Here is a 25,901-nt window from a genome sequence, read left to right on the forward strand (position 1 = left end):
AATCTCCGTTGATTTAAAAGGATTCAGGCGTGGCGTGCGCCGACGGGTAGCTGTTGATTATTAGCAGGCTTAACGATCAGAGTAAGCCATACCGAGGCAAAAAGCGCCACCCCCATAAAGATGTAAGAAGCTGAAGGGCTGCCGGTGGCGCCGTTCAGATAGCCCACAAACCACGAGCCAAAGAACGAACCCAGCGCACCCATACTGTTGATCAGCGCCATCGCGCCCCCTGCGACGTTACGCGGCAGCATTTCCGGGATGATGGCAAAGAACGGACCATACGGGGCATACATGGCCGCACCCGCAATCACCAGCAGCGTATACGAGGCCCAGAAGTGGTTCGCGCCTACGGCCCAGGAACCAATGAAGGCAAAAGCAGCGATCAGCAGGAGTGGCCAGACGAACAGCTTACGGTTTTGCAGCTTGTCCGATGCCCAGGAGACGATAATCATCGCGATGGTTGCAGCCAGGTAAGGCACTGATGACAGCCAGCCCACTTCCACCATGCCAAGGTTTTCACCGCCGCTGCGGATAATCGACGGCAGCCACAGAACAAAGCCGTACACGCCAATACTCCAGGTAAAATACTGTGCGCACAGTAGAATAACGTTCCGGGAGCGGAAGGCTTCGCCGTAGTTACGCACCGCTTTCAGCCCCTGCTGCTCTTTATCCAGCTGCGCCTGGAGTGCGGCTTTTTCGTCTTCAGAAAGCCATTTTGCCTGGGCTGGCTTATCTTTCACCAGCACCCACCAGCAGAAGGCCCAGATAATCGCGGGAACCCCTTCGATGATGAACATCTCACGCCAGCCGAAGGACTGGATCAGATAGCCGGAAACCACCGACATCCACAACACGGTGACCGGGTTACCGAGTATCAGGAACGTATTGGCACGTGAACGCTCAGATTTTGTGAACCAGTTGCTGATGTAAATCAGCATTGCTGGCATGACGGCCGCCTCAACCACGCCGAGAATAAAGCGAATAGCCGCCAGAGCAGGAATGTTATTCACCACGCCAGTAAGCGATGCACATGCACCCCATAAGATCAGGCAGATGAAAATGAGCTTTCGCACGCTGCGGCGTTCAGCGTAAATCGCGCCGGGGATCTGGAAGAAGAAATAACCCAGGAAGAAGAGGGCGCCCAGCAGGGAGGAGACCCCTTTGGTGATCCCGAGGTCTTCGTTGATCCCGGCGGCGGATGCAAAACTGAAGTTGGCACGATCCAGGTACGCCAGGCTGTACGTGATAAACACGATTGGCATGATGTACCACCAGCGTTTTACTGCATTGGTCGAACTGTTCATAGGCTTGCCTCTGTTGTTGAGGTTGTTGCCGCCGTTGTCTGTAGGGTACACGGTGGCTTAATTATCTGGTGCGGATTGCTGCCCTCACCCTGGCCCTCTCCCACAGGGAGAGGGAATTCAGACTCCGAGCTCTGCTCGTGTTGGTAATCCTTCGCTGTCGCCCTGCACCTGAATCGCCAGCGAACCAATTTTGTTGCCTCGCGCCACGGCCTGCGACAGCGGTTTGCCCTCCAGCAGGGCGCTGATGACCCCGACGGCAAACCCATCGCCCGCACCCACGGTATCGACCACGTTATCGACTTTTACCGCAGCGACGGCGCCTTGCTCGCCGTCGGCAGTTTTGAACCATGCACCGTCAGCACCGGTTTTCAGCACCACGGCTTTTACTCCTTTGTTGAGGTAAAAATCAGCAATGCCTTCCGGCGTGCTCTCGCCAGTGAGGATCATTCCCTCTTTTACCCCCGGCAGTACCCAGTCCGCCTGAAACGCCAGTCGGTTGAGTTTCTCAACCATCTCCGCTTCGCTTTTCCACAGCACCGGACGCAGGTTTGGATCAAAGGAGATCGTTTTGCCCTGCGCTTTCATTGCCGAAGCGGCATGATCGAGTAAATCGTACGAACTGGCCGAGAGCGCCGCCGCCACGCCGCTCAGGTGCAGGTGGCGCGCAGAGGAGAAATACGCGGCGTGATAATCATCCACGGAGAGATGGCTTGCCGCTGAGCCTTTACGGAAATACTCCACGATGGGATCGGTTCCATTTTCAACTTTAGATTTCAGCTGAAAGCCCGTCGGGAAGCGTCCGTCGAGAGTCACGCCTGCGGCATCAATGCCCTCTTTTTTCAGCGAGTCGAGTACGAAATGGCCAAAGCTGTCATTTCCCACGCGGCTTACCCAGCCAACATTCAGCCCCAGCCGCGCAAGGCCGGTAGCAACATTCAGCTCAGCACCTGCAACGCGTTTGATAAAGTGCTCCACTGCGTTCAGCTCGCCTGTTTCGGTGGCGACAAACATCGCCATGGCCTCGCCGATGGTGATGACATCCAGCGTCTTGTGCATGGTTTACTCCTCGCGCAGCAGGTTGACGTAATGGCGGGTGACGGCGGTGAGATCCGTCCCTTCCAGCGGAAATTCGATACCGCGTGGCGCATCGGCAGGCAGTTGATTAAGCAGATCCCGCCAGCGAGAATCGGTCTGATCCGGCGCGACGGCGCGGAATTGCGCCTTATGCGGGACCGCGGCCTTCACATGAATGTAGCTCACGGCGGGAGCCAACTGACGTGCAGCCTCTTCCGGGGAGTCGCCAACCCACAGCCAGTTGCCCATATCGAACGTCAGCGTGACCGGCAGCGCCATTACCCGGCAGGCGGCTTTGAAGCGCTGCATCGGAGCGAGCTGACCGCAGTCGGTCTGGTCGTTTTCCACCACCAGCGTCATGCCGCTTTCATCCAGCAGTACGCGCAGGGCTTCAAGCGGTTGTTTGTCGCTGAAATGGCCCAGCGAGACTTTAAGCCACAGGGCGTTCAGGGTGCTGGCTTCGCTAAGGTAGCGCGGAAGATCCGGGTTGAGGGTTCCATCGGGCATAAACAGGGGGGCCGGGGCGGAGAAGCACGCCAGTAACCCCAGCAGTTCAATGGACTCGCCGAGCGCAGGCAGGGCCATTAACTCGTCGCTGCTGAAGAGCTCGCGGCGGATTTCAACGCCATCAGCCCCTGCGCCGGCAATAACGGGAAGCATCGCCCGTTGACCGCCTGCTTGTCGCACCTGATCCGCGCCATACGCGGCGGTGACCACCATAATTTTCCTGCTCATTTCCTGACTCCAGGGCGTAATCGATAGTATTACGCTAGATGGAACCGGTTCCAAAGAAAAGATCGGGATGCTGAATTTATGATCGCTGTCACGAAGGGGAAATTAACGGGCAGTAGAGCCGCGAACGACCAGCTCGCCAGAAAAAACCTGCTCGCGTACGGCGTCGCGGGTGCCTTCAATGCGGCGAACCACTTGTTCAACCGCGGCATAGCCGATCTGCCAGGTGGGTTGTTTGAGGGTGGTAATGCCTACGCCAGCAAGTTCAGCCCACTCCAGTTCATCAAAGCCGAGTAAGCCGATGTCGCTGCCCCAGTGCAGGCCAATGCGTTTAAGCGAGCGGGCAACCTGAAGCGTCAGCGCCCCGTTCGCGGAGATCACCGCTTTGCGCATACCCCGATGGCGGGTATGGAACTGGCGCAGGGTATTATCCAGCTGATCGGCTTCATGGAGGGAGATTTCGGCATTTTCGGCGATCACACCGGGATAACGCGCCAGCGTGGCACGAAATGCAGCCAGGCGGTCGCGGCGGGTGTTAACCATACCCAGCGGTTCGCTCAGGAACAAAATGGCTTCGAAACCCTGTTCAATCAGATGTTCGGTGGCAGTGGTGGCCGCCTGGGTGTTATCCAGCCCGACCACATCGCAGGCAAATTCCGGGATTTTGCGGTCAATAAGCACCATCGGCAGCGACGATTGTTGCAGGCGATTTAGTCCCTCTTCGCGCATCCCGACGGCATTGACCACGATCCCTTCCACCTGATAGCTGCGCAGCAGATCGAGGTAGTGCAACTCCTGATCAACTTCGTTATTGGTGTTACAGACCAGCGGGGTAAAGCCTTTCTCACGGCACGCCGCCTCAATGCCGCTGAGGACGTTAACGGAGTAAGGGTTGGTGATATCGGCGATGATGAGGCCAATCAGACGGGTACGACCCCGCTTGAGGCCGCGCGCCATCAGGCTGGGACGGTAGTTGAGATCGGCAATGGCCTGTTCAATTCGCGCCAGCAGTGCATCGGAAAGCAGGTGTTTCTCGCCGTTGAGGTAGCGTGAAATGCTGGTTTTACCGGTTTTGGCGGCTTTCGCCACGTCGCTGATGGTGGCCCGGGTTGGTTTGCTCATCGCTGATTTCCCTGAATTTAGTGAGAATACCTTAACGGGAAAATCTGACGAATCAAGCAATTTGCCGGGTGGCGGCCTGATGCCCTCACCCCAACCCTCTCCCACGGGAGAGGGCGCAAACACTAAAAACGGCAACGGGGTTGCCGTTTTGCTTTTACCTACTGCACAGGGCTCAACGTAATCTCAACGCGGCGGTTCTGCGCTTTGCCTTCCGCCGTGCTGTTGCTGGCGATCGGGTTAGCCGGACCCATGCCGCTGGTGCGGATGCGGTTCGCTTCTACGCCCTGGGTGATCAGCGAGCTGGCCACGGAATCGGCACGCTGCTGCGACAGACGCATGTTCAGATCCTGGCTGCCGGTACTGTCGGTGTAGCCAATCACGTTCACGGCAGTTTTGTTGTACTCTTTCAGCACCGCAGCCACGCCGGTCAGGGTGTTCGCGCCTGCGGGTTTCAGCGTCGCGCTGCTGCTGTCAAAGGTCACGTTGTTTGGCATGTTCAGGATGATGTTGTCACCGCTGCGCGTCACGCTCACGCCTGTACCTTTCATTTTGTCACGGAGTTTTGCTTCCTGCACATCCATGTAATAACCCACGCCGCCGCCCAGGGCTGCACCTGCCGCTGCGCCAATCAGCGCACCTTTACCGCGATCTTTCTTGGAGGAGGAGAGTGCGCCAACGCCAGCGCCCACCAGGGAACCAATACCCGCGCCAATGCCGGATTTACCCGCTTCGCGTTCGCCGGTGTAAGGGTTGGTTGTGCAGCCTGAAACAGCCAGAGCACCGCTCACCAGAGCGGCAATAACGAGTACGCGTTTTTTCATCTTATTTCCTTAATCCTTTTTATTCTTTGCCACGACGGACGTGGCAGTGGATTATGACGTCCGAATACGGAGAAAATTCAGTGTATAACTCTGAAATTTGTCACAAACGATAAACTGCCTCAATGAAAGGCCGTCATACCTGCACGCAACCAGGAGCGCACGCTTTGAGCACCTCAACAAAAACCATTCTGACCGCCGCCCACTGGGGGCCGATGCTGGTCGAAACCGATGGCGACACCGTGCTGTCGTCTCGCGGGGCTTTGCCTTCGCGCCATCTCAACTCTTTACAGACCGTCGTTCGCGATCAGGTACATAGCAAAACCCGCGTACGCTGGCCGATGGTGCGTAAAGGCTTTCTGGCGTCACCGGATAAACCGCAAGGTATTCGCGGGCAGGATGAGTTCGTGCGCGTGAGCTGGGACGATGCCCTGGCGCTGATCCATACGCAGCATAAACGCATCCGCGACAGCTATGGCCCGACGTCCATTTTTGCCGGCTCCTATGGCTGGCGCTCAAACGGCGTGCTGCATAAGGCCGCAACCCTGCTGCAACGCTATATAAGCCTGGCCGGAGGATATACCGGCCATCTGGGTGATTACTCGACCGGCGCGGCGCAGGCGATCATGCCGTATGTCGTGGGCGGGAATGAGGTTTATCAGCAGCAGACCAGCTGGCCGCTGGTGCTGGAGCATACAGAGGTGGTGGTGCTGTGGAGCGCCAACCCGCTCAATACCCTTAAAATTGCCTGGAATGCGTCCGACGAGCAGGGCGTTTCCTACTTCGATGCGCTGCGCAAAAGCGGCAAGCGCATCATCTGTATCGATCCGATGCGTTCTGAAACGCTTGATTTCTTCGGCGACAGCGCCGAGTGGATCGCGCCGCATATGGGCACCGACGTGGCGATGATGCTGGGTATCGCCCACACCCTGGTGGAGAACGGCTGGCACGACACGGAATTTCTGACGCGCTGCACAACGGGGTTCGATAAATTTGCCGACTATCTGACGGGCAAAACCGATGGTATCGCCAAAACCGCAGAGTGGGCTGCGGCGATTTGCGGCGTTGATGCCGCTAAAATCCGCGAACTGGCAGCGTTATTCCATAGCCATGTCACGATGCTCATGTCCGGATGGGGGATGCAGCGCCAGCAGTTTGGCGAGCAGAAGCACTGGATGCTGGTGACGCTCGCCGCGATGCTTGGGCAGATTGGCACACCCGGCGGCGGTTTTGGCCTTTCCTATCACTTTGCCAACGGCGGCAACCCGACGCGTAAAGCGGCGGTGCTGGCGTCCATGCAGGGCTCGGTGCAGGGTGGCGTGGACGCTGTGGATAAAATTCCGGTGGCACGCATTGTTGAAGCTCTGGAGAACCCCGGCGGGTTTTATCAGCACAACGGTCAGGATCGCCATTTCCCGGATATTAAGTTTGTCTGGTGGGCGGGTGGGGCCAACTTCACCCATCACCAGGATACCAACCGCCTGATCCGCGCCTGGCAGAAACCGGAGCTGGTGGTGATCTCGGAGTGCTTCTGGACCGCGTCAGCGAAACATGCCGATATCGTTTTGCCCGCCACGACCTCGTTCGAGCGTAACGATCTCACCATGACGGGGGATTACAGCAACCAGCATATGGTACCGATGAAGCGCGTCGTGGCTCCCCGGGATGAAGCGCGGGATGATTATGACGTCTTTGCTGACCTGAGTGAATTATGGGAAGCGGGCGGACGGGAGCGTTTCACCGAGGGCAAAACGGATCTGCAATGGCTGGAAACGTTTTACCAGATTGCCTGCCAGCGCGGGGCTGCGCAGGGCGTGACGCTGCCGCCATTTGCTGAGTTCTGGGAGGCGAATCAACTCTTCGAAATGCCGGAAAGCGAGCAGAACGCGCGGTTTGTGCGCTTTGCTGACTTCCGTCGCGATCCGGAAAATCACCCGTTAAAAACCGAAAGCGGGAAGATTGTGATCCACAGCGAGCGCATCGCCAGCTTTGGCTACGCGGACTGCCCGCCGCACCCGGCGTGGCTGGAGCCGGACGAATGGCATGGCAATGCGCAGCCGGGGCAGCTTCAGCTGCTGTCTGCCCATCCTGCCCATCGTCTGCACAGCCAGCTCAACTATTCGGTTCTGCGCGAGCAGTATGCGGTGGCGGGTCGTGAGCCGATCGCGCTGAATAGCGACGATGCAAAGGCGCGGGGGATTAACGACGGCGATCTCGTTCGCGTCTGGAACGCACGCGGGCAGGTGCTGGCTGGCGCCGTGGTGAGTGACGGGATCCGCCCAGGCGTGTTCTGCATTCATCAGGGAGCATGGCCGGATCTGGCGCTGGACGAGGGCGGTATTTGTAAGAACGGCGCCGTAAACGTGCTGACCAAAGATCTCCCCAGCTCGAAGCTGGGGAACGGCTGTGCGGGGAATACGGCGCTGGCATGGGTGGAGAAATATGAGGGGCCGGCGCTTCCCCTTACGGCATTTGATCCGCCTGCCAGCTCATGATCCACGTCGGGTGTTGGGTATCATCCTGCCAGGCGCTGTCTTCGATGCGAAAACCCTGAGCATGATAGAAATTCACCGCCCGCACGTTTTTCTGATACACCTCCAGGGTTAAATATGGGTAGTGCTGCTGAACATAGTTCAGCAGCGCACGCCCGATCCCCCTTCCGATGAACGCCGGGGCGACAAACAACGCCCCCACGAACTGGAACTGCATGACGCTGATAAAACCGCACAGGGTACCGTTTTCCTCCCAGACCCAGGTCTCGGCGGCGGGAAGGTAATCATCCCGCACTACCGCTTCATTCGCTTGCCAGTAACTTGCGTCGATAAACGGATGCGCCTCGGTGGTGCTCTCCAGCCACAGACTCAAAAGCGGAGCGGTATCCTCACTTTGCCATTTGCGGATCATGGTGGCCCTCCGGGTGGCAGAAGCAGCCCTTAATGTGGTCATTGACCAGCCCGCAGGCCTGCATAAAGGAGTAACAGATGGTGGTGCCCACAAACTTAAAGCCGCGTTTTTTCAGTGCTTTTGACAGGGCATCTGAGGCGGGGGTAGACGTTGGGATCTCTGCAAGCGTGGCGGCCTGCGTCACCTTCGGCTCGTTATCCACAAACGACCAGACAAAAGCTGAGAAGGGTTCGCCGTTTTGCTCCATCGCCAGATAAGCACGCGCGTTACCAATAATGGCCTGAATTTTACCGCGATGGCGGATGATACCGGTATCCAGAACCAGCCTTTCCACGTCTTCGTCGGTCATGGCGGCCACCGCAACCGGATCGAAATGGTGGAAGGCCTTGCGATAGTTCTCACGCTTTTTCAGAACGGTGATCCACGACAGCCCGGCCTGCTGGCCTTCAAGGCAAATCATTTCAAACAGTTTTTTACCGTCGGTTTCCGGCACGCCCCATTCCTTGTCGTGATAATCGATATAAAGCTGATCCTGGCTTACCCAGCCGCAACGTTGCATAGGTCATCTCCCTTCCTGATACGGTAAACGCAAAAATTTCAATCTGCCCGGCTTGACGTGTTTGCTAAAGAGGCAATAGTTAATACAGGGCTATACGCCCTAATACCTCTTCGAACAATGACATATATCGCCGAACTCGGCTCTTTCTGGAGTCGCTTTGATGATGTTAAAAAAAATCAGTGGTCGCCATGCTGCTTCTGGCCTGGTGGGTGTCTCAGCCTGCCTGCTTATATGTAACACCGCTTTTGCGTGGCAACAGGAATATATCGTTTCAGATGCACAAAGTAATACGACGGAACGTTATACATGGGACGCCGATCACCAACCTCGTTATGAAGATATTCTCGCGGAGCGTATCAACCATTCGCAGAATGCTGCGGGCTTTGCCCTGAACGACCCATCCGGTTCAGATGCGGAAACCGTTCTGAGCGTTGGCTGGAATTTTCCCGTGGCGGGACATTTTACCACCGGCCCCGTCATGGCGTGGCGCACTGATGGCGCTCCCCCTGCAACGGTGAATGCATTTGGTGAGGTAACTACCACGCAGCCGCTTACCGATCCCCTCTGGCATGCCAGCGTGAACTCGTTGGGGTGGCGCGTTGATACGCAGTATGGTGATTTACATCCCTGGGCGAAGATCAGCTACAACCAGCAGTCGGAGGAAGAATATTTGTACACCCTGGGCTTAAGCGCCAAATTTTAGGATTGTTACTTTTTTAAACGCTGCGGTAACATATTTAATACAATAACGGCGCGGGCTGTGGTGATAGTGGTCACTCACCTTTAAGCGTTTTCTTTTCCGGCAAGGTCATTCATTCCCGCTTCCAGGCATTTCATTCCGTATCTCCTGCATTTCATGCCGTTTTACCCCTGGCGTTTTGGGGTTTTGTTTATCGTGTCCTCAGCGAACTTCCTTAATTTCTCTTGCAGGACACTGCCATGAACACATCAACTTATAACCGCACGCGTTGGCTGACGCTTTTCGGCACCATCGTTACCCAGTTCGCACTGGGCTCGGTCTATACCTGGAGCCTGTTTAACAGCGCCCTGTCCGATAAGCTCGGCGCACCGATAAGCCAGGTGGCATTCTCCTTCGGCTTGCTGAGCCTTGGATTAGCGATTTCCTCTTCCGTGGCGGGCAAACTTCAGGAGCGCTTCGGCGTGAAGCGCGTAACCATGGCCTCCGGGATCCTGCTGGGCGTGGGCTTCTTCCTGACGGCACATTCAAACAACCTGATGATGCTGTGGTTAAGCGCCGGGGTGCTGGTGGGTCTGGCGGACGGCGCAGGTTATCTGCTGACGCTGTCTAACTGCGTGAAGTGGTTCCCGGAGCGTAAAGGGCTTATCTCCGCGTTTGCCATTGGTTCATATGGCCTGGGCAGCCTGGGGTTCAAATTCATTGACTCCCATCTGCTGGCCTCGGTGGGGCTTGAGAAAACCTTTATGATCTGGGGCGTGATTGTGCTGGTAATGATCCTCTTCGGCGCCACGCTGATGAAAGATGCGCCACAGCAGGAAGTGAAAACCGTTAACGGCGTGGTGGAGAACGATTTCACCCTCGCTCAGTCCATGCGTAAGCCGCAGTACTGGATGCTGGCGGTGATGTTCCTGACGGCCTGCATGAGCGGTCTGTATGTCATCGGTGTGGCGAAAGATATCGCGCAGGGGATGGTAAAACTGGACGCGGCGACGGCGGCGAACGCGGTAACGGTCATCTCCATCGCTAACCTCTCGGGTCGTCTGGTACTGGGTATCCTGTCTGACAAAATCGCCCGTATCCGTGTGATTACGCTGGGGCAGGTCATCTCCCTGGTGGGTATGGCAGCTCTGCTGTTCGCTCCGCTGAACGAGGCGACATTCTTTGCAGCAATTGCCTGCGTAGCCTTTAACTTTGGCGGCACTATTACCGTCTTCCCGTCACTGGTGAGCGAGTTCTTCGGCCTGAACAACCTGGCGAAAAACTACGGCGTCATTTATCTCGGCTTCGGTATCGGCAGTATTTGCGGTTCACTGATTGCCTCGCTGTTTGGCGGCTTCTACGTGACCTTCTGCGTGATATTCGCTTTGCTGATTATTTCGCTGGCGCTGTCCACCACGATCCGTCAGCCGCAGCGCGAACTGTATAAAGAAGCGCATGTATGATGCGATGAAAAGAGGCCGCAGGGCCTCTTTTATTTATTTCTAAATCGCTTCCGGACTTGCTATTTTGTAAAAATCTTCATCGATTCACATTCTCTGCTGCCACTTTTCTTCCCTGCTGTGGTCTACTTATCGCGCTTGTAGACGTTTCTGATAACGGTTTCTCTCGCATCTACTTACTCTGTCAGCTTTCTCACTGAGATTCGGCGGGTTTTTATACCCCTTCCCCCAGGGTTGTTTGCATGAAATATATTAGGTCTCTTACCCAGCAAAGATTGTGTCTGATGCTGGCTGTCTATATCGGTTTGTTTCTGAATGGCGCGGTGCTGTTCAGACGAGTGGAAGGTTATTTCGAACACCTCACTGTAAGAAATGGAATTTTTGCCGCGATTGAAGTGTTTGGCTCAATTCTGGCGACCTTCTTCCTGTTACGCCTGCTCTCTCTCTTTGGCCGTCGTACATGGCAAATTCTGGCCTCGCTGGTGGTGATTATCTCCGCCGCCGCAAGCTATTACATGACATTCATGAACGTGGTCATTGGCTACGGTATTGTGGCCTCGGTGATGACCACGGACATCGACCTCTCGAAAGAGGTGGTGGGTCAAGGGTTCATCCTGTGGACGATTCTGACCTGCCTGATCCCGCTCTTCTTTATCTGGAGTAACACCTGTCGCTACACCCTGTTACGCCAGCTGCGTACCCGGGGACAGCGCATCCGCAACGTCGCCGTCGTTCTTCTGGCGGGTCTGCTGGTATGGGCGCCTATTCGCCTGATGGAAAAGCAGCAAAAACGGATCGAAAAAGCGACAGGCGTGGATATGCCAAGCTACGGCGGCGTGGTGGCTAACTCGTACCTGCCGTCTAACTGGCTGTCGGCGTTAGGTCTTTATGCCTGGGCTCAGGCGGACGAATCCAGCGATGTGAAATCGCTGATTAACCCGACCAAAAAGTTCACCTACCAGGCTCCGGCTGACGGGCTGGATGATACTTACGTGGTCTTCGTTATCGGCGAAACGACGCGCTGGGATCATATGGGTATTCTCGGTTATGACCGCGATACCACCCCGAAACTGGCGCAGGAAAAGAATCTGGTGGCATACCGCGGCTACTCCTGCGATACCGCCACGAAGCTCTCGTTGCGCTGTATGTTTGTTCGCGAGGGCGGTGCGAGTGATAACCCTCAGCGCACTCTCAAAGAGCAAAACGTGTTTGCTGTTCTGAAGCAGCTTGGATTTAGCTCCGATCTGTTCGCCATGCAAAGTGAGATGTGGTTCTACACCAACACCATGGCGGATAACATCGCCTACCGCGAGCAGATTGGCGCCGAGCCGCGTAACCGCGGAAAGAACGTTGATGACATGCTGCTGCTCTCTGAGATGGAACAGTCGCTGAAAAACCATCCGCAGGGTAAGCACCTTATTGTTCTGCATACCAAAGGGTCACACTACAGCTACTATCAGCGTTACACGCGCGATTTCGCCAAATGGACGCCTGAGTGCGTCGGCATTAACAAGAACTGTAGCAAGCAGGAGTTGATCAATGCCTATGATAACTCGATTCTGTATGTGGATACCTTCCTCAGCCGGGTGATTGACCAGCTTCGCGATAAGAAAGCGATTGTGATCTACGCGGCCGACCACGGTGAGTCCATCAACGAGAAAGAGCATTTACACGGTACGCCGCGTAAGCTGGCGCCACCAGAGCAGTTCCGCGTGCCGATGATCATGTGGATGTCGGACAAGTATCTGGAAAACCCGGACAAAGCCAAAATGTTTGCCCACCTGAAACAGCAGGCAGAGATTAAGGTACCGCGCCGTCACGTTGAGCTGTACGACACTATTATGGGCTGTCTCGGCTATACCTCACCGAACGGTGGGATTAACGAAAACAACAACTGGTGTAAACTCCCTGATAACACCACAAAAGCCGCGCAGTAGCTGGTCTGGCGAGAATATCGCCAGTTGAATGGCTTTTTGAAAATAAGGGATTGACGAGGGCGCACCTCAGCAGTAAGATGCGCTCCGCATTCGGCGAGTAGCGCAGCTTGGTAGCGCAACTGGTTTGGGACCAGTGGGTCGGAGGTTCGAATCCTCTCTCGCCGACCACATTCTAAAAAGGGCTAACCGCAAGGTTAGCCCTTTTTGCATTAACGCGTTACCCCACACGAGTCCTCAAAATACCCCTTAGCCCTGCTTCCCCCCGCCTGCTTGCGGTTTTGTGACATAATCCATTGTATTTTTTTATATATAGTTTGATCTTTTTTCGCGTTGCTTATGGATAACCTCAGCATTTTTCGCTGTGCGTTTTAACGTTCGCGGTATTTAGTGCTCAGATAATCACCATTCTGTAAGAAAATTTACCCATTCTGAATAAAACTTAATCACTGGGTGTTGCGAAATAGGGAGGGGTTTGTGCTGCAACATGGCGAGTAGCATAAATTTCTCTGCTGAAAACTGGCATTCAGAGTTTTTTTAATCTTTGTTTGCGGTTTCTCACACTCCACGTAAATCCCCGCCACCTGTATTGACGTTTTCACATTCTGTTGACAGATTGTAGGGCACGAGGGGCATTTCAGGGAGGATCTGCGCTGCAACTCAAACGCTCTTCTGAAAGGATTCTCTATCCCTTTTAACGCCCTCGGGCATCACCGACCGGACCGGGTAAAAAATAAATAAAGGTCAGGCGGCGTAACACAACAAAGCAAAACATCACATTGGAGCACAATAATGAGTATTTCCTTGAAGAAGTCAGGGATGCTGAAGCTTGGTCTGAGCCTGGTGGCCATGACCGTCGCAGCAAGCGTACAGGCAAAAACCCTGGTTTACTGTTCTGAAGGCTCTCCGGAAGGCTTTAACCCACAGCTCTTTACCTCTGGTACGACTTACGACGCAAGCTCTGTACCGATCTATAACCGTCTGGTTGAATTTAAAACCGGTACCACGGAAGTGATTCCTGGCCTGGCTGAAAAGTGGGATATCAGCGAAGACGGTAAAACCTATACCTTCCACCTGCGTCAGGGCGTGAAGTGGCAGGACAGCAAAGAATTCAAACCTACGCGCGACTTTAACGCCGACGACGTAGTGTTCTCCTTCGACCGTCAAAAAAATGCCCAGAACCCGTACCATAAAGTGTCTGGCGGCAGCTATGAATACTTCGAAGGGATGGGTCTGCCAGACCTGATTGCTGAAGTGAAAAAAGTGGACGATAAAACCGTTCAGTTCGTGCTGACGCGTCCGGAAGCGCCATTCCTCGCTGACCTGGCGATGGACTTCGCCTCTATTCTCTCTAAAGAGTACGCGGACAACATGCTGAAAGCCGGCACGCCGGAAAAAGTGGACCTGAACCCAATCGGTACCGGCCCGTTCCAGCTGCTTCAGTACCAGAAAGATTCCCGTATTCTGTATAAAGCCTTCCCGGGCTACTGGGGCACCAAGCCGCAGATCGACCGTCTGGTCTTCTCCATCACGCCTGACGCATCCGTGCGTTACGCAAAATTGCAGAAAAACGAATGTCAGGTGATGCCGTATCCAAACCCGGCTGACATCGCGCGCATGAAGCAGGATAAAAATATCAACCTGATGGAGCAGGCGGGCCTGAACGTGGGTTATCTCTCCTTCAACACCGAGAAGAAACCGTTCGATGACGTGAAAGTGCGTCAGGCGCTGACCTACGCGGTGAACAAAGAAGCGATCATCAAAGCCGTTTACCAGGGCGCTGGCGTTGCGGCCAAGAACCTGATCCCACCAACCATGTGGGGCTATAACGACGACATTAAGGACTACACCTACGATCCTGAGAAAGCGAAAGCGCTGCTGAAAGAAGCGGGCCAGGATAAAGGTTTCACCGTTGAGCTGTGGGCGATGCCGGTACAGCGTCCTTACAACCCGAACGCACGTCGTATGGCGGAAATGGTTCAGGCTGACTGGGCGAAGATTGGCGTACAGGCCAAAATTGTGACCTACGAGTGGGGCGAGTACCTGAAACGCGCCAAAGCGGGCGAACACCAGGCGGTCATGATGGGCTGGACCGGCGACAACGGGGATCCGGACAACTTCTTCGCGACCCTGTTCAGCTGTGCGGCAGCGAAAGACGGTTCCAACTACTCTCGCTGGTGCTACAAGCCGTTTGAAGACCTGATCCAGCCGGCGCGTGCGACCGATGATCACAACAAACGTATCGAACTGTACAAGCAAGCGCAGGTTGTCATGCACGATCAGGCTCCGGCGCTGATTGTTGCTCACTCCACCGTGTACGAGCCAGTGCGTAAAGAAGTGAAGGGCTACGTGGTCGATCCACTGGGCAAACACCACTTCGAAAACGTGTCTGTTGAATAATAAGTAGGGTGTTCTCCCTCTCCCTGTGGGAGAGGGCAGGGGTGAGGGGCGTGCATGCATCCCCTCACCCTAACCCACTCCCGAAGGGAGAGGGAATTTACATTTGTGAGCAATACAGACGTCACGCTACTGAGCGTGCGTCATCAGAGAGAATCCGGGTTATGTTGCAGTTCATCCTCCGACGTCTGGGACTGGTTATCCCGACGTTTATCGGTATCACCCTTCTCACTTTTGCCTTCGTCCATATGATCCCGGGTGATCCGGTGATGATTATGGCGGGCGAGCGTGGTATCTCCCCTGAACGTCATGCGCAACTGCTGGCTGAACTCGGCCTTGATAAGCCGATGTGGCAGCAGTACCTCCACTACATCTGGGGCGTATTACACGGCGATTTAGGGATTTCACTGAAAAGCCGTCTTCCGGTGTGGGACGAGTTCGTGCCGCGTTTCCAGGCGACGCTGGAACTCGGCATCTGCGCCATGATCTTCGCGACCGCGGTGGGGATTCCCGTCGGCGTGCTGGCTGCCGTTAAGCGTGGCTCTATTTTCGACCACACCGCCGTTGGCCTGGCACTGACCGGCTACTCCATGCCTATCTTCTGGTGGGGCATGATGCTGATCATGCTGGTCTCGGTGCAGTGGAACCTGACGCCGGTCTCCGGACGTGTCAGCGATATGGTTTTCCTTGACGACACCAACCCGTTAACCGGCTTTATGCTGATTGATACGGCGATCTGGGGCGAAGAGGGCAACTTCATTGATGCGGTTGCGCACATGATCCTGCCTGCAATGGTGCTTGGCACCATCCCACTTGCGGTGATCGTGCGTATGACTCGTTCCTCCATGCTGGAAGTGCTGGGCGAAGATTATATTCGTACTGCCCGCGCTAAAGGTCTGACCCGTATGCGCGTCATCATCATTCATGCCCTGCGTAACGCCATGCTGCCGGTGGTGACCGTTATCGGTTTGCAGGTCGGTACGCTGCTGGCCGGGGCGATCCTGACCGAAACCATCTTCTCCTGGCCAGGCCTTGGACGCTGGTTGATTGATGCGCTGCAACGCCGTGACTATCCGGTTGTGCAGGGCGGTGTATTGCTGGTCGCGACGATGATTATCCTCGTCAACCTGCTGGTCGATTTGCTGTACGGCGTGGTGAACCCGCGTATTCGTCATAAGAAGTAAGGGGCCATCATGTCACAAGTTACTCAAAATAAAGCGGTTACCGCACCGGTGCCAATGACGCCGATGCAGGAATTCTGGCACTACTTCAAGCGCAACAAAGGCGCGGTCGTCGGGCTGGTATATGTTTCCATCATGATCCTGATTGCGGTGTTTGCGAACTTCCTTGCGCCGTATAACCCCGCGGACCAGTTCCGTGATGCGCTGCTCGCGCCACCGGCCTGGCAGGAAGGTGGTAGCCTGACGCACCTGCTCGGTACTGATGACGTTGGCCGCGATGTGCTGTCTCGTCTGATGTACGGTGCGCGCCTCTCTCTGCTGGTTGGCTGTCTCGTGGTGGTGTTGTCGCTGATCATGGGCGTTGTGCTTGGTCTGGTGGCGGGCTACTTCGGCGGCATCGTTGATAACGTCATCATGCGTATCGTCGATATCATGCTGGCATTGCCAAGCCTTCTGCTGGCCCTGGTGCTGGTCGCGGTCTTTGGTCCTTCGATAGGCAATGCCGCGCTCGCGCTAACGTTCGTTGCGCTTCCTCACTATGTCCGATTAACCCGTGCGGCCGTGCTGGTCGAGGTGAACCGCGATTATGTGACAGCATCTCGAGTGGCGGGTGCGGGGGCGATGCGCCAGATGTTCGTCAATATTCTTCCTAACTGCCTTGCACCGCTGATTGTTCAGGCGTCGCTCGGTTTTTCTAACGCCATTCTCGATATGGCCGCTCTTGGCTTCCTTGGCATGGGTGCGCAGCCGCCAACACCGGAATGGGGCACCATGCTCTCCGACGTGTTGCAGTTCGCGCAAAGCGCCTGGTGGGTCGTCACCTTCCCGGGTCTGGCGATTCTGCTGACGGTGCTGGCATTTAACCTGATGGGTGATGGTCTGCGTGATGCACTTGATCCCAAACTGAAGCAGTAAGAGGCACGAGATGGCGTTATTAAATGTAGATAAATTATCGGTGCACTTCGGCGATGAAGGCACACCGTTTCGTGCTGTGGACCGCATCAGCTATAGCGTAAATCAGGGCGAAGTGGTTGGTATCGTTGGGGAGTCCGGTTCCGGTAAGTCAGTGAGTTCACTGGCAATCATGGGGCTGATTGATTATCCCGGCCGCGTAATGGCGGAAAGCCTGGAGTTCAATGGTCAGGATCTGCAGCGCATTTCCGAAAAACAGCGCCGCCAACTGGTGGGAGCGGAAATGGCGATGATCTTCCAGGACCCGATGACCAGTCTGAACCCGTGTTACACCGTGGGTTTCCAGATTATGGAAGCCATTAAGGTGCACCAGGGCGGTAACAAGCAAACCCGTCGCCAGCGCGCTATTGACCTGCTGACGCAGGTGGGTATACCCGATCCGGCATCGCGTCTGGACGTTTATCCGCACCAGTTGTCCGGTGGGATGAGTCAGCGTGTAATGATCGCGATGGCCATTGCCTGTCGTCCAAAACTGCTGATTGCCGATGAACCGACAACCGCGCTGGACGTGACCATTCAGGCGCAAATTATTGAGCTACTGCTGGAGTTGCAGCAGAAAGAGAATATGGCGCTGGTGCTGATTACGCACGATCTGGCGCTGGTGGCTGAAGCGGCACACAAAATCATTGTGATGTATGCAGGCCAGGTGGTGGAGACCGGGAGTTCACACGATATCTTCCGGGCCCCGCGTCATCCCTATACGCAGGCGCTGCTGCGCGCGCTGCCGGAGTTCGCGCAGGATAAAGCGCGTCTGGCCTCGCTGCCGGGGGTGGTACCGGGTAAATATGACCGTCCTCAGGGCTGTCTGCTTAACCCGCGCTGCCCGTATGCGACGGATAAATGCCGCGTCGACGAGCCGGAGCTGAACCTGTTAGCTGACGGACGTCAGTCGAAATGCCACTACCCACTCGATGATGCCGGGAGGCCAACACTATGAGTACGCAACAAATGCTGTTGCAGGCCATCGACCTGAAAAAACATTACCCGGTGAAGAAGGGCCTCTTTGCTCCTGAGCGCCTGGTAAAAGCGCTGGATGGTGTCTCCTTTACTCTCGAACGCGGAAAAACGCTGGCGGTGGTAGGGGAATCTGGCTGTGGGAAGTCCACGCTGGGCCGTCTGTTAACGATGATTGAAGTTCCGACTGGCGGCGAGCTTTACTATCAGGGCCAGGATCTGCTCAAGCACGATCCGCAGGCGCAGAAACTGCGACGTCAGAAAATCCAGATTGTGTTCCAGAATCCGTATGGTTCGCTGAACCCGCGAAAAAAAGTGGGGCAGATTCTGGAAGAGCCGCTGCTGATCAACAGCAACCTGAGCAAAGAGCAGCGTCGTGAAAAAGCGCTGGCGATGATGGCGAAGGTGGGCCTGAAAACCGAGCATTACGATCGCTATCCGCATATGTTCTCTGGCGGTCAACGTCAGCGTATCGCCATCGCCCGTGGTCTGATGCTCGACCCGGACGTGGTGATTGCCGATGAACCGGTTTCGGCGCTCGACGTATCCGTGCGTGCGCAGGTGCTGAATCTGATGATGGATTTACAGCAGGATCTTGGGCTGTCGTACGTTTTCATCTCCCATGACCTGTCTGTGGTTGAGCACATTGCCGATGAGGTGATGGTGATGTATCTGGGACGCTGCGTAGAGAAGGGGACGAAAGATCAGATCTTTAATAACCCGCGTCATCCATATACTCAGGCACTACTGTCTGCGACGCCGCGACTGAACCCGGATGACCGTCGTGAGCGCATTAAGTTGACCGGCGAGTTACCAAGCCCGCTTAACCCGCCGCCGGGATGTGCGTTCAACGCCCGCTGCCGTCGCCGCTTCGGTCCGTGTACGCAGTTGCAGCCACAACTGAAAGATTATGGCGGACAGCTGGTGGCCTGCTTCGCGGTCGATCAGGATGAAAACGGCGAAAAGCCGCATGCATAAAGGAAAAAACCGGCGATAAGCCGGTTTTTTTACGTCTGAGATCTACTTCCGTAAACGAATCTGGTCAACGGCGTGTTTCTCACTCTTGGTGAGGATCAGGCTTGCACGTTCGCGCGTCGGCAGGATGTTCTCTTTGAGGTTGACGTAGTTGATCTCATTCCACAGCCCGGTCGCCACGTTGATAGCCTCTTCTTCAGAGAGCTGAGCGTAGTTGTGGAAGTAAGAATCCGGGTCGGTGAACGCCCCTTCACGGAACTTCAGGAAGCGGTTGATATACCAGCGTTGCAACAGATCTTCAGGCGCATCCACATAAATTGAGAAATCGACGAAGTCAGAGACAAACACGTGATGCGGATCGTGAGGGTAATCCATCCCGCTTTGCAGTACGTTTAAGCCCTCCAGAATCAGGATGTCGGGCTGCACCACCGTTTTGTCACCATCCGGGATGCGGTCGTAGATCAGATGCGAGTAGACCGGTGCGGTAACGTTCGGCACGCCCGATTTTAAATCAGAGACAAACTTTACCAGGCGGTGCATATCATAAGAGAGCGGGAAGCCCTTCTTCTTCATCAGGCCGCGTTCTTTCAACACCTCATTGGGATGCAGGAAGCCGTCGGTGGTGATCAGCTCCACGCTGCGGTGTTCCGGCCAGCGGCTCAGCAGCGCCTGTAGCACGCGCGCGGTGGTACTTTTACCCACTGCCACGCTGCCCGCAATACTGATGATATAAGGAATACGTTGACCGTTCGTGCCGAGGAACTGTTCCAGTACGGCCTGACGACGCAAGTTGGAGCTGATGTAAAAGTTAAGCAAGCGAGAGAGGGGGAGATAGATTTCTGCCACCTCTTCCAGGGAGAGATCTTCGTTTATCCCTTTTAGCCGTGCGATTTCACCTTCCGTCAGTGTCATAGGGACGGAGTCACGCAGGGCTGCCCACTGGCTACGGTTAAACTGAAGATAGGGCGTCATTAACGTTTGCTCTTTTTTGCTCATAAGCATGCTTCTGTGAACCATCACGAAACGGCGGGTGCGGGCTCATCACATAGTTAATTTTGGACAATGGGCAGGAGGTTAACACCAGATGAGAGGAATAATAAGAAAAAATATGGGAAAGCGATGCTTAACCGGGCAGGCATCACCCGGGGCTATAGCGTGCCGAAATCAGGCGTTCATGTTGGATTTTTAATCGCGAGCGGATGAATTTACAGCGGTTAGCCCTGGTTTCGAATAAAATGTGAGCGAAAGAACGTTTTATGCAATTTTTTAGTTGCATGACTGCGCAGGTCTCCATAGAATGCGCGCTACTTGATGCCGACTTAGCTCAGTAGGTAGAGCAACTGACTTGTAATCAGTAGGTCACCAGTTCGATTCCGGTAGTCGGCACCATCAAGTCCGGTGGGGTTCCCGAGCGGCCAAAGGGAGCAGACTGTAAATCTGCCGTCACAGACTTCGAAGGTTCGAATCCTTCCCCCACCACCACTTTCTGGCAGCGTCAACGCCGCCGGAGCTGGTTGGAAAAATTGACCAGCTCGAACAGAAAAGAGAGAAATCTCTTTTTTTGTTACAGAAAGAACTGGGTAGCCGAGTTTCAGGATGCGGGCATCGTATAATGGCTATTACCTCAGCCTTCCAAGCTGATGATGCGGGTTCGATTCCCGCTGCCCGCTCCAATACGTGCTGATATGGCTCAGTTGGTAGAGCGCACCCTTGGTAAGGGTGAGGTCCCCAGTTCGACTCTGGGTATCAGCACCACTTCACTTCTCCCTCCCTTTCTCTCTGTTTCAATGTAAATGTATTCAACAGTTCAGGCATTTTCGCCTGGTTGATGTGGTGATATCACCGATTTATCCGTGTCTTAGAGGGACAATCGATGTCTAAAGAAAAGTTTGAACGTACAAAACCGCACGTTAACGTCGGTACTATCGGCCACGTTGACCATGGTAAAACAACGCTGACCGCTGCAATCACTACCGTACTGGCTAAAACCTACGGCGGTGCTGCTCGTGCTTTCGATCAGATCGATAACGCACCAGAAGAAAAAGCTCGTGGTATCACCATCAACACCTCTCACGTTGAGTATGACACCCCGACTCGCCACTACGCACACGTAGACTGCCCAGGCCACGCCGACTATGTTAAAAACATGATCACCGGTGCTGCGCAGATGGACGGCGCGATCCTGGTTGTTGCTGCGACTGACGGCCCTATGCCTCAGACTCGTGAGCACATCCTGCTGGGTCGTCAGGTAGGCGTTCCTTTCATCATCGTGTTCCTGAACAAATGCGACATGGTTGATGACGAAGAGCTGCTGGAACTGGTAGAGATGGAAGTCCGTGAACTGCTGTCTCAGTACGATTTCCCAGGCGACGACACTCCAATCGTTCGTGGTTCCGCGCTGAAAGCGCTGGAAGGCGACGCAGAGTGGGAAGCGAAAATCATCGAACTGGCTGGCTTCCTGGATTCTTACATCCCAGAACCAGAGCGTGCGATTGACAAGCCATTCCTGCTGCCAATCGAAGACGTATTCTCCATCTCCGGTCGTGGTACCGTTGTTACCGGTCGTGTAGAGCGCGGTATCATCAAAGTTGGTGAAGAAGTTGAAATCGTTGGTATCAAAGAGACTGCGAAGTCTACCTGTACTGGCGTTGAAATGTTCCGCAAACTGCTGGACGAAGGCCGTGCTGGTGAGAACGTTGGTGTTCTGCTGCGTGGTATCAAACGTGAAGAAATCGAACGTGGTCAGGTTCTGGCGAAGCCAGGCTCAATCAAGCCACACACCAAGTTCGAATCTGAAGTGTACATTCTGTCCAAAGACGAAGGCGGCCGTCATACTCCGTTCTTCAAAGGCTACCGTCCACAGTTCTACTTCCGTACAACTGACGTGACCGGTACCATCGAACTGCCAGAAGGCGTAGAGATGGTAATGCCAGGCGACAACATCAAGATGGTTGTGACTCTGATCCACCCAATCGCGATGGACGACGGTCTGCGTTTCGCAATCCGTGAAGGCGGCCGTACCGTTGGCGCGGGCGTTGTTGCTAAAGTTCTCGGCTAATCGCTGATAACATTTGACGCAATGCGCAATAAAAGGGCATCATTTGATGCCCTTTTTGCACGCTTTCACATCAGAACCTGGCTCATCAGTGATTAATTTTGTCATAATCATTGCTGAGACAGGCTCTGCGGAGAGCGTATAATACGAAAAGCGAATAGCATTTCGATTGGTTTGCCTCGCACTCGCGGGGTGAAAATGTTTGTAGAATACTTCTGACAGGTTGGTTTATGAGTGCGAATACCGAAGCTCAAGGGAGCGGGCGCGGCCTGGAAGCGATGAAATGGGTAGTTGTAGCCGTGCTGCTGATTGTGGCGATTGTCGGCAACTATCTTTATCGTGACATGATGCTGCCGCTACGCGCGCTTGCAGTGGTAATTCTGATTGCTGCGGCGGGTGGTGTCGCGCTGTTGACGACGAAAGGCAAAGCGACCGTTGCGTTTGCCCGCGAAGCGCGTACCGAAGTCCGCAAGGTCATTTGGCCGACTCGCCAGGAAACATTGCACACCACGCTGATTGTAGCGGCGGTAACCGCTGTAATGTCACTGATCCTGTGGGGACTGGATGGTATTCTGGTTCGCCTGGTATCCTTTATCACTGGCCTGAGGTTCTGAGATGTCTGAAGCCCCTAAAAAGCGCTGGTACGTCGTTCAGGCGTTTTCCGGTTTTGAAGGCCGCGTAGCTACGTCGCTGCGTGAGCATATCAAATTACACAATATGGAAGAGTTATTTGGCGAAGTTATGGTTCCGACCGAAGAAGTGGTTGAGATCCGTGGCGGCCAACGTCGCAAAAGCGAGCGTAAATTCTTCCCGGGTTACGTGCTGGTTCAGATGGTGATGAACGACGCGAGCTGGCACCTGGTGCGCAGCGTACCACGCGTGATGGGCTTTATCGGCGGCACATCTGACCGTCCGGCGCCAATCAGCGACAAAGAAGTTGATGCGATTATGAACCGCCTCCAGCAGGTGGGTGATAAACCGCGTCCGAAAACGCTGTTTGAACCGGGTGAGATGGTTCGTGTTAACGACGGTCCGTTTGCTGACTTTAATGGCGTCGTCGAAGAAGTGGACTACGAGAAGTCCCGCCTGAAAGTTTCCGTTTCTATCTTTGGTCGTGCGACCCCGGTAGAGCTGGACTTTGCTCAGGTAGAAAAAGCCTAAGCAGCGATCAAAAAAGCGACGATTTAATCGTTGCACAGGGCGCGAGATTGGAATACAATTTCGCGCCTTTTGTTTTTATGGGTTCCGACCCGTAAAACGAATTTTATTCACGGGGAGCCTCTCCGAGGCGTTATTACCCAATCAGAGGATTTTAGAATGGCTAAGAAAGTACAAGCCTACGTCAAGCTGCAGGTTGCAGCAGGTATGGCGAACCCAAGTCCACCAGTTGGTCCAGCTCTGGGTCAGCAGGGTGTGAACATCATGGAATTCTGTAAAGCGTTCAACGCCAAAACTGAATCCATGGAAAAAGGTCTGCCAATCCCAGTTGTAATCACTGTTTACGCTGACCGTTCTTTCACTTTCGTTACCAAAACCCCTCCAGCAGCAGTTCTGCTGAAGAAAGCAGCGGGCATCAAGTCTGGTTCCGGTAAGCCGAACAAAGACAAAGTGGGTAAAATTTCCCGCGCTCAGCTGCAGGAAATCGCGCAGACCAAAGCTGCCGACATGACTGGTTCCGACATTGAAGCGATGACTCGCTCCATTGAAGGTACTGCACGTTCCATGGGCCTGGTAGTGGAGGACTAAGAAATGGCTAAACTGACCAAGCGCATGTCCGTGATCCGTGACAAAGTTGATGCGACCAAACAGTACGACATCAACGAAGCTATCGCTCTGCTGAAAGAACTGGCAACTGCTAAGTTCGTTGAAAGCGTTGACGTTGCCGTTAACCTGGGCATCGACGCTCGTAAATCCGATCAGAACGTTCGTGGCGCAACTGTACTGCCACACGGTACTGGCCGTTCCGTACGCGTAGCTGTATTTGCTCAGGGTGCAAACGCTGAAGCGGCTAAAGCTGCCGGCGCTGAACTGGTAGGTATGGAAGATCTGGCTGATCAGATCAAGAAAGGCGAAATGAACTTTGACGTTGTTATTGCTTCTCCAGATGCAATGCGCGTTGTTGGCCAGCTGGGCCAGGTTCTGGGTCCACGCGGCCTGATGCCAAACCCGAAAGTGGGTACTGTAACTCCTAACGTTGCTGAAGCGGTTAAGAACGCTAAAGCAGGTCAGGTTCGTTACCGTAACGACAAAAACGGCATCATCCACACCACCATCGGTAAAGTGGACTTTGACGCTGACAAACTGAAAGAAAACCTGGAAGCTCTGCTGGTTGCGCTGAAAAAAGCTAAACCAACTCAGGCGAAAGGCGTGTACATCAAGAAAGTTAGCATCTCCACCACCATGGGTGCAGGTGTTGCAGTTGACCAGGCTGGCCTGAGCGCTGCTGCAAACTAATGCCTTTACGTGGGCGGTGATTTTGTCTACAATCTTACCCCCACGTTTGCTAACAAAAGTTAGCGGCTAAAAGAATTGTTCGTTGGAGCCTGGCCTATCCAGGCCTCCGTCGAAGACCGCAGGTGTTTCGCAAGAAACTTAATCCCCTGCGTAGACGGTGACAGAACGCTAAGATTATTTTAAATACTCTGGCTTGTTTCTGCTCACCGTATTAAGACGCTCTTCCCGTTGGGTCGAGTGAAGTGAGTTCCGGAACATGAGTTCCGGCAAACATCCAGGAGCAAAGCTAATGGCTTTAAATCTTCAAGACAAACAAGCGATTGTTGCTGAAGTCAGCGAAGTAGCCAAAGGCGCGCTGTCTGCAGTAGTTGCGGATTCCCGTGGCGTTACTGTAGACAAAATGACTGAACTGCGTAAAGCAGGTCGTGAAGCTGGCGTATACATGCGTGTTGTTCGTAACACCCTGCTGCGTCGCGTAGTTGAAGGTACTCAGTTCGAGTGCCTGAAAGACACGTTTGTTGGTCCGACCCTGATTGCATACTCTATGGAACACCCGGGCGCTGCTGCTCGTCTGTTCAAAGAGTTCGCGAAAGCGAATGCAAAATTTGAGGTCAAAGCTGCAGCCTTTGAAGGTGAGTTGATCCCGGCATCGCAAATCGATCGCCTGGCCACCCTGCCGACCTACGAAGAAGCAATTGCACGCCTGATGGCAACCATGAAAGAAGCTGCGGCTGGCAAACTGGTTCGCACTCTGGCTGCTGTACGCGATGCGAAAGAAGCTGCTTAATCGCAGTTATCTTTATAAAGCATTTGCTTACGTATAAACTTATTCTGATTTTCAGGAACAATTTAAATGTCTATCACTAAAGATCAAATCATTGAAGCAGTAGCAGCTATGTCCGTAATGGACGTTGTAGAGCTGGTTTCTGCAATGGAAGAAAAATTCGGTGTTTCTGCTGCTGCTGCTGTAGCTGTAGCTGCGGGCCCGGCTGAAGCTGCTGAAGAAAAAACTGAATTCGACGTAATTCTGAAAGCTGCTGGCGCGAACAAAGTTGCTGTAATCAAAGCAGTACGTGGCGCAACTGGCCTGGGTCTGAAAGAAGCTAAAGACCTGGTAGAATCTGCTCCAGCTGCGCTGAAAGAAGGCGTGAGCAAAGACGACGCAGAAGCACTGAAAAAATCTCTGGAAGAAGCTGGCGCTGAAGTTGAAGTTAAATAAGCCAACTTTTCTGGTTGCAGCCTAAGTAATTAGGCTGATGGCTGGTGACTTTTTAGTCACCAGCCTTTTTGCGCTGTAAGGCATCAGCAGCATTTCACACTGTTTGAC

The 25,901-nt window shown here is 54.4% G+C and carries 24 protein-coding genes and 5 tRNA genes; 21 read left to right on the forward strand and 8 right to left on the reverse strand.

Annotated elements, in window-relative coordinates:
* Positions 1-23: 23 nt before the first annotated feature.
* The 5 genes from HWQ15_RS09435 to HWQ15_RS09455 all read right to left on the reverse strand — a co-directional run bounded on the left by HWQ15_RS09435 (position 24) and on the right by HWQ15_RS09455 (position 5,053).
* The gene (locus tag HWQ15_RS09435) at positions 24-1,304 is read right to left on the reverse strand and encodes an MFS transporter (RefSeq protein ID WP_001089079.1); all 1,281 of its coding nucleotides are present in this window, start codon (positions 1,302-1,304) and stop codon (positions 24-26) included.
* Positions 1,305-1,421: 117 nt separating this feature from the next.
* Complete coding sequence (locus HWQ15_RS09440) at positions 1,422-2,360, reverse strand: sugar kinase (RefSeq protein ID WP_022646685.1); 939 nt, start codon at positions 2,358-2,360, stop codon at positions 1,422-1,424.
* A gap of 3 nt (positions 2,361-2,363) precedes the next feature.
* Positions 2,364-3,113 (reverse strand): sugar phosphate isomerase/epimerase, encoded by a 750-nt coding sequence (locus tag HWQ15_RS09445; RefSeq protein WP_063216108.1) that lies wholly within the window; start codon positions 3,111-3,113, stop codon positions 2,364-2,366.
* A 102-nt stretch (positions 3,114-3,215) separates the two neighbouring features.
* The gene (locus HWQ15_RS09450; RefSeq protein ID WP_022646687.1) at positions 3,216-4,232 is read right to left on the reverse strand and encodes a LacI family DNA-binding transcriptional regulator; all 1,017 of its coding nucleotides are present in this window, start codon (positions 4,230-4,232) and stop codon (positions 3,216-3,218) included.
* Positions 4,233-4,390: 158 nt separating this feature from the next.
* Positions 4,391-5,053 (reverse strand): OmpA family lipoprotein, encoded by a 663-nt coding sequence (locus HWQ15_RS09455; RefSeq protein WP_022646688.1) that lies wholly within the window; start codon positions 5,051-5,053, stop codon positions 4,391-4,393.
* Between the two features lie 122 nt (positions 5,054-5,175).
* Here HWQ15_RS09455 and HWQ15_RS09460 point away from each other — a divergent pair, with 122 nt between their 5' ends.
* Positions 5,176-7,545, forward strand: a complete 2,370-nt coding sequence (locus HWQ15_RS09460; protein ID WP_063148956.1) for a molybdopterin guanine dinucleotide-containing S/N-oxide reductase — start codon at positions 5,176-5,178, stop codon at positions 7,543-7,545.
* Here HWQ15_RS09460 and HWQ15_RS09465 read toward each other — a convergent pair.
* Positions 7,514-7,954, reverse strand: coding sequence for an N-acetyltransferase (locus tag HWQ15_RS09465; protein WP_022646690.1), 441 nt, complete (start codon positions 7,952-7,954; stop codon positions 7,514-7,516). The genes HWQ15_RS09460 and HWQ15_RS09465 overlap by 32 nt on opposite strands.
* Positions 7,932-8,513 (reverse strand): DNA-3-methyladenine glycosylase I, encoded by a 582-nt coding sequence (gene tag / locus HWQ15_RS09470; protein ID WP_022646691.1) that lies wholly within the window; start codon positions 8,511-8,513, stop codon positions 7,932-7,934. Before tag ends, HWQ15_RS09465 begins: the two co-directional genes overlap by 23 nt.
* A 160-nt stretch (positions 8,514-8,673) precedes the next feature.
* Between tag and HWQ15_RS09475 the strand changes: the two genes are divergently transcribed.
* The 9 genes from HWQ15_RS09475 to dppF all read left to right on the forward strand — a co-directional run bounded on the left by HWQ15_RS09475 (position 8,674) and on the right by dppF (position 19,068).
* Complete coding sequence (locus HWQ15_RS09475) at positions 8,674-9,216, forward strand: lipase (RefSeq protein ID WP_023299064.1); 543 nt, start codon at positions 8,674-8,676, stop codon at positions 9,214-9,216.
* Positions 9,217-9,452: 236 nt separating this feature from the next.
* Complete coding sequence (locus HWQ15_RS09480; protein WP_023299065.1) at positions 9,453-10,655, forward strand: MFS transporter; 1,203 nt, start codon at positions 9,453-9,455, stop codon at positions 10,653-10,655.
* Positions 10,656-10,894: 239 nt separating this feature from the next.
* Positions 10,895-12,589, forward strand: coding sequence for a kdo(2)-lipid A phosphoethanolamine 7''-transferase (gene eptB / locus HWQ15_RS09485; protein WP_022646694.1), 1,695 nt, complete (start codon positions 10,895-10,897; stop codon positions 12,587-12,589).
* Between the two features lie 91 nt (positions 12,590-12,680).
* Positions 12,681-12,757: transfer RNA gene (locus HWQ15_RS09490), tRNA-Pro, on the forward strand.
* 621 nt (positions 12,758-13,378) lie between these two features.
* Positions 13,379-14,986, forward strand: coding sequence for a dipeptide ABC transporter periplasmic-binding protein DppA (gene dppA, locus HWQ15_RS09495; RefSeq protein ID WP_022646695.1), 1,608 nt, complete (start codon positions 13,379-13,381; stop codon positions 14,984-14,986).
* A gap of 161 nt (positions 14,987-15,147) precedes the next feature.
* Entirely contained in the window at positions 15,148-16,167 is a 1,020-nt protein-coding gene (gene dppB / locus HWQ15_RS09500) for a dipeptide ABC transporter permease DppB (RefSeq protein ID WP_022646696.1), read from the forward strand.
* Between the two features lie 9 nt (positions 16,168-16,176).
* On the forward strand, positions 16,177-17,079 hold the full coding sequence (dppC, locus tag HWQ15_RS09505; RefSeq protein ID WP_022646697.1) for a dipeptide ABC transporter permease DppC: 903 nt from the start codon (positions 16,177-16,179) through the stop codon (positions 17,077-17,079).
* Between the two features lie 10 nt (positions 17,080-17,089).
* Positions 17,090-18,073 carry a dipeptide ABC transporter ATP-binding protein gene (gene dppD, locus HWQ15_RS09510; protein WP_063148955.1) on the forward strand — a complete coding sequence of 328 codons (984 nt, stop codon included), beginning with the start codon at positions 17,090-17,092 and terminating at the stop codon, positions 18,071-18,073.
* A complete protein-coding gene (gene dppF, locus HWQ15_RS09515) occupies positions 18,070-19,068 on the forward strand; it encodes a dipeptide ABC transporter ATP-binding subunit DppF (protein WP_022646698.1) in 999 nt (332 codons plus the stop codon). The genes dppD and dppF overlap by 4 nt, the downstream gene beginning before the upstream one ends.
* Positions 19,069-19,110: 42 nt before the next feature.
* On the opposite strand, the gene coaA is transcribed toward dppF, so the two are convergent.
* Complete coding sequence (coaA, locus tag HWQ15_RS09520) at positions 19,111-20,061, reverse strand: type I pantothenate kinase (protein WP_032622068.1); 951 nt, start codon at positions 20,059-20,061, stop codon at positions 19,111-19,113.
* Between the two features lie 317 nt (positions 20,062-20,378).
* Between coaA and HWQ15_RS09525 the strand changes: the two genes are divergently transcribed.
* From HWQ15_RS09525 to rplL, 11 genes are all read left to right on the forward strand, one after another.
* Positions 20,379-20,454: transfer RNA gene (locus HWQ15_RS09525), tRNA-Thr, on the forward strand.
* Between the two features lie 8 nt (positions 20,455-20,462).
* A tRNA-Tyr gene (locus tag HWQ15_RS09530) sits at positions 20,463-20,547 on the forward strand.
* A 116-nt stretch (positions 20,548-20,663) separates the two neighbouring features.
* Positions 20,664-20,738 (forward strand) — tRNA-Gly (locus HWQ15_RS09535).
* 6 nt (positions 20,739-20,744) lie between these two features.
* Positions 20,745-20,820, forward strand: a tRNA-Thr gene (locus HWQ15_RS09540).
* 118 nt (positions 20,821-20,938) lie between these two features.
* Complete coding sequence (gene tuf / locus HWQ15_RS09545; RefSeq protein WP_022646700.1) at positions 20,939-22,123, forward strand: elongation factor Tu; 1,185 nt, start codon at positions 20,939-20,941, stop codon at positions 22,121-22,123.
* 227 nt (positions 22,124-22,350) lie between these two features.
* The gene (secE, locus tag HWQ15_RS09550; RefSeq protein ID WP_003862342.1) at positions 22,351-22,734 is read left to right on the forward strand and encodes a preprotein translocase subunit SecE; all 384 of its coding nucleotides are present in this window, start codon (positions 22,351-22,353) and stop codon (positions 22,732-22,734) included.
* Between the two features lies 1 nt (position 22,735).
* The gene (gene nusG / locus HWQ15_RS09555; RefSeq protein WP_003862341.1) at positions 22,736-23,281 is read left to right on the forward strand and encodes a transcription termination/antitermination protein NusG; all 546 of its coding nucleotides are present in this window, start codon (positions 22,736-22,738) and stop codon (positions 23,279-23,281) included.
* A gap of 156 nt (positions 23,282-23,437) precedes the next feature.
* Positions 23,438-23,866 (forward strand): 50S ribosomal protein L11, encoded by a 429-nt coding sequence (gene rplK / locus HWQ15_RS09560; RefSeq protein ID WP_003862340.1) that lies wholly within the window; start codon positions 23,438-23,440, stop codon positions 23,864-23,866.
* A 3-nt stretch (positions 23,867-23,869) separates the two neighbouring features.
* Positions 23,870-24,574, forward strand: coding sequence for a 50S ribosomal protein L1 (rplA, locus tag HWQ15_RS09565; protein ID WP_006810530.1), 705 nt, complete (start codon positions 23,870-23,872; stop codon positions 24,572-24,574).
* 289 nt (positions 24,575-24,863) lie between these two features.
* Entirely contained in the window at positions 24,864-25,361 is a 498-nt protein-coding gene (rplJ, locus tag HWQ15_RS09570) for a 50S ribosomal protein L10 (protein WP_003862338.1), read from the forward strand.
* Positions 25,362-25,427: 66 nt separating this feature from the next.
* A complete protein-coding gene (rplL, locus tag HWQ15_RS09575; RefSeq protein WP_002445276.1) occupies positions 25,428-25,793 on the forward strand; it encodes a 50S ribosomal protein L7/L12 in 366 nt (121 codons plus the stop codon).
* The last annotated feature ends 108 nt before the right edge of the window (positions 25,794-25,901 follow it).

It is taken from the genome of Enterobacter sp. DSM 30060 (assembly GCF_013375955.1).
In the GTDB taxonomy this organism is placed as follows: domain Bacteria; phylum Pseudomonadota; class Gammaproteobacteria; order Enterobacterales; family Enterobacteriaceae; genus Enterobacter; species Enterobacter intestinihominis.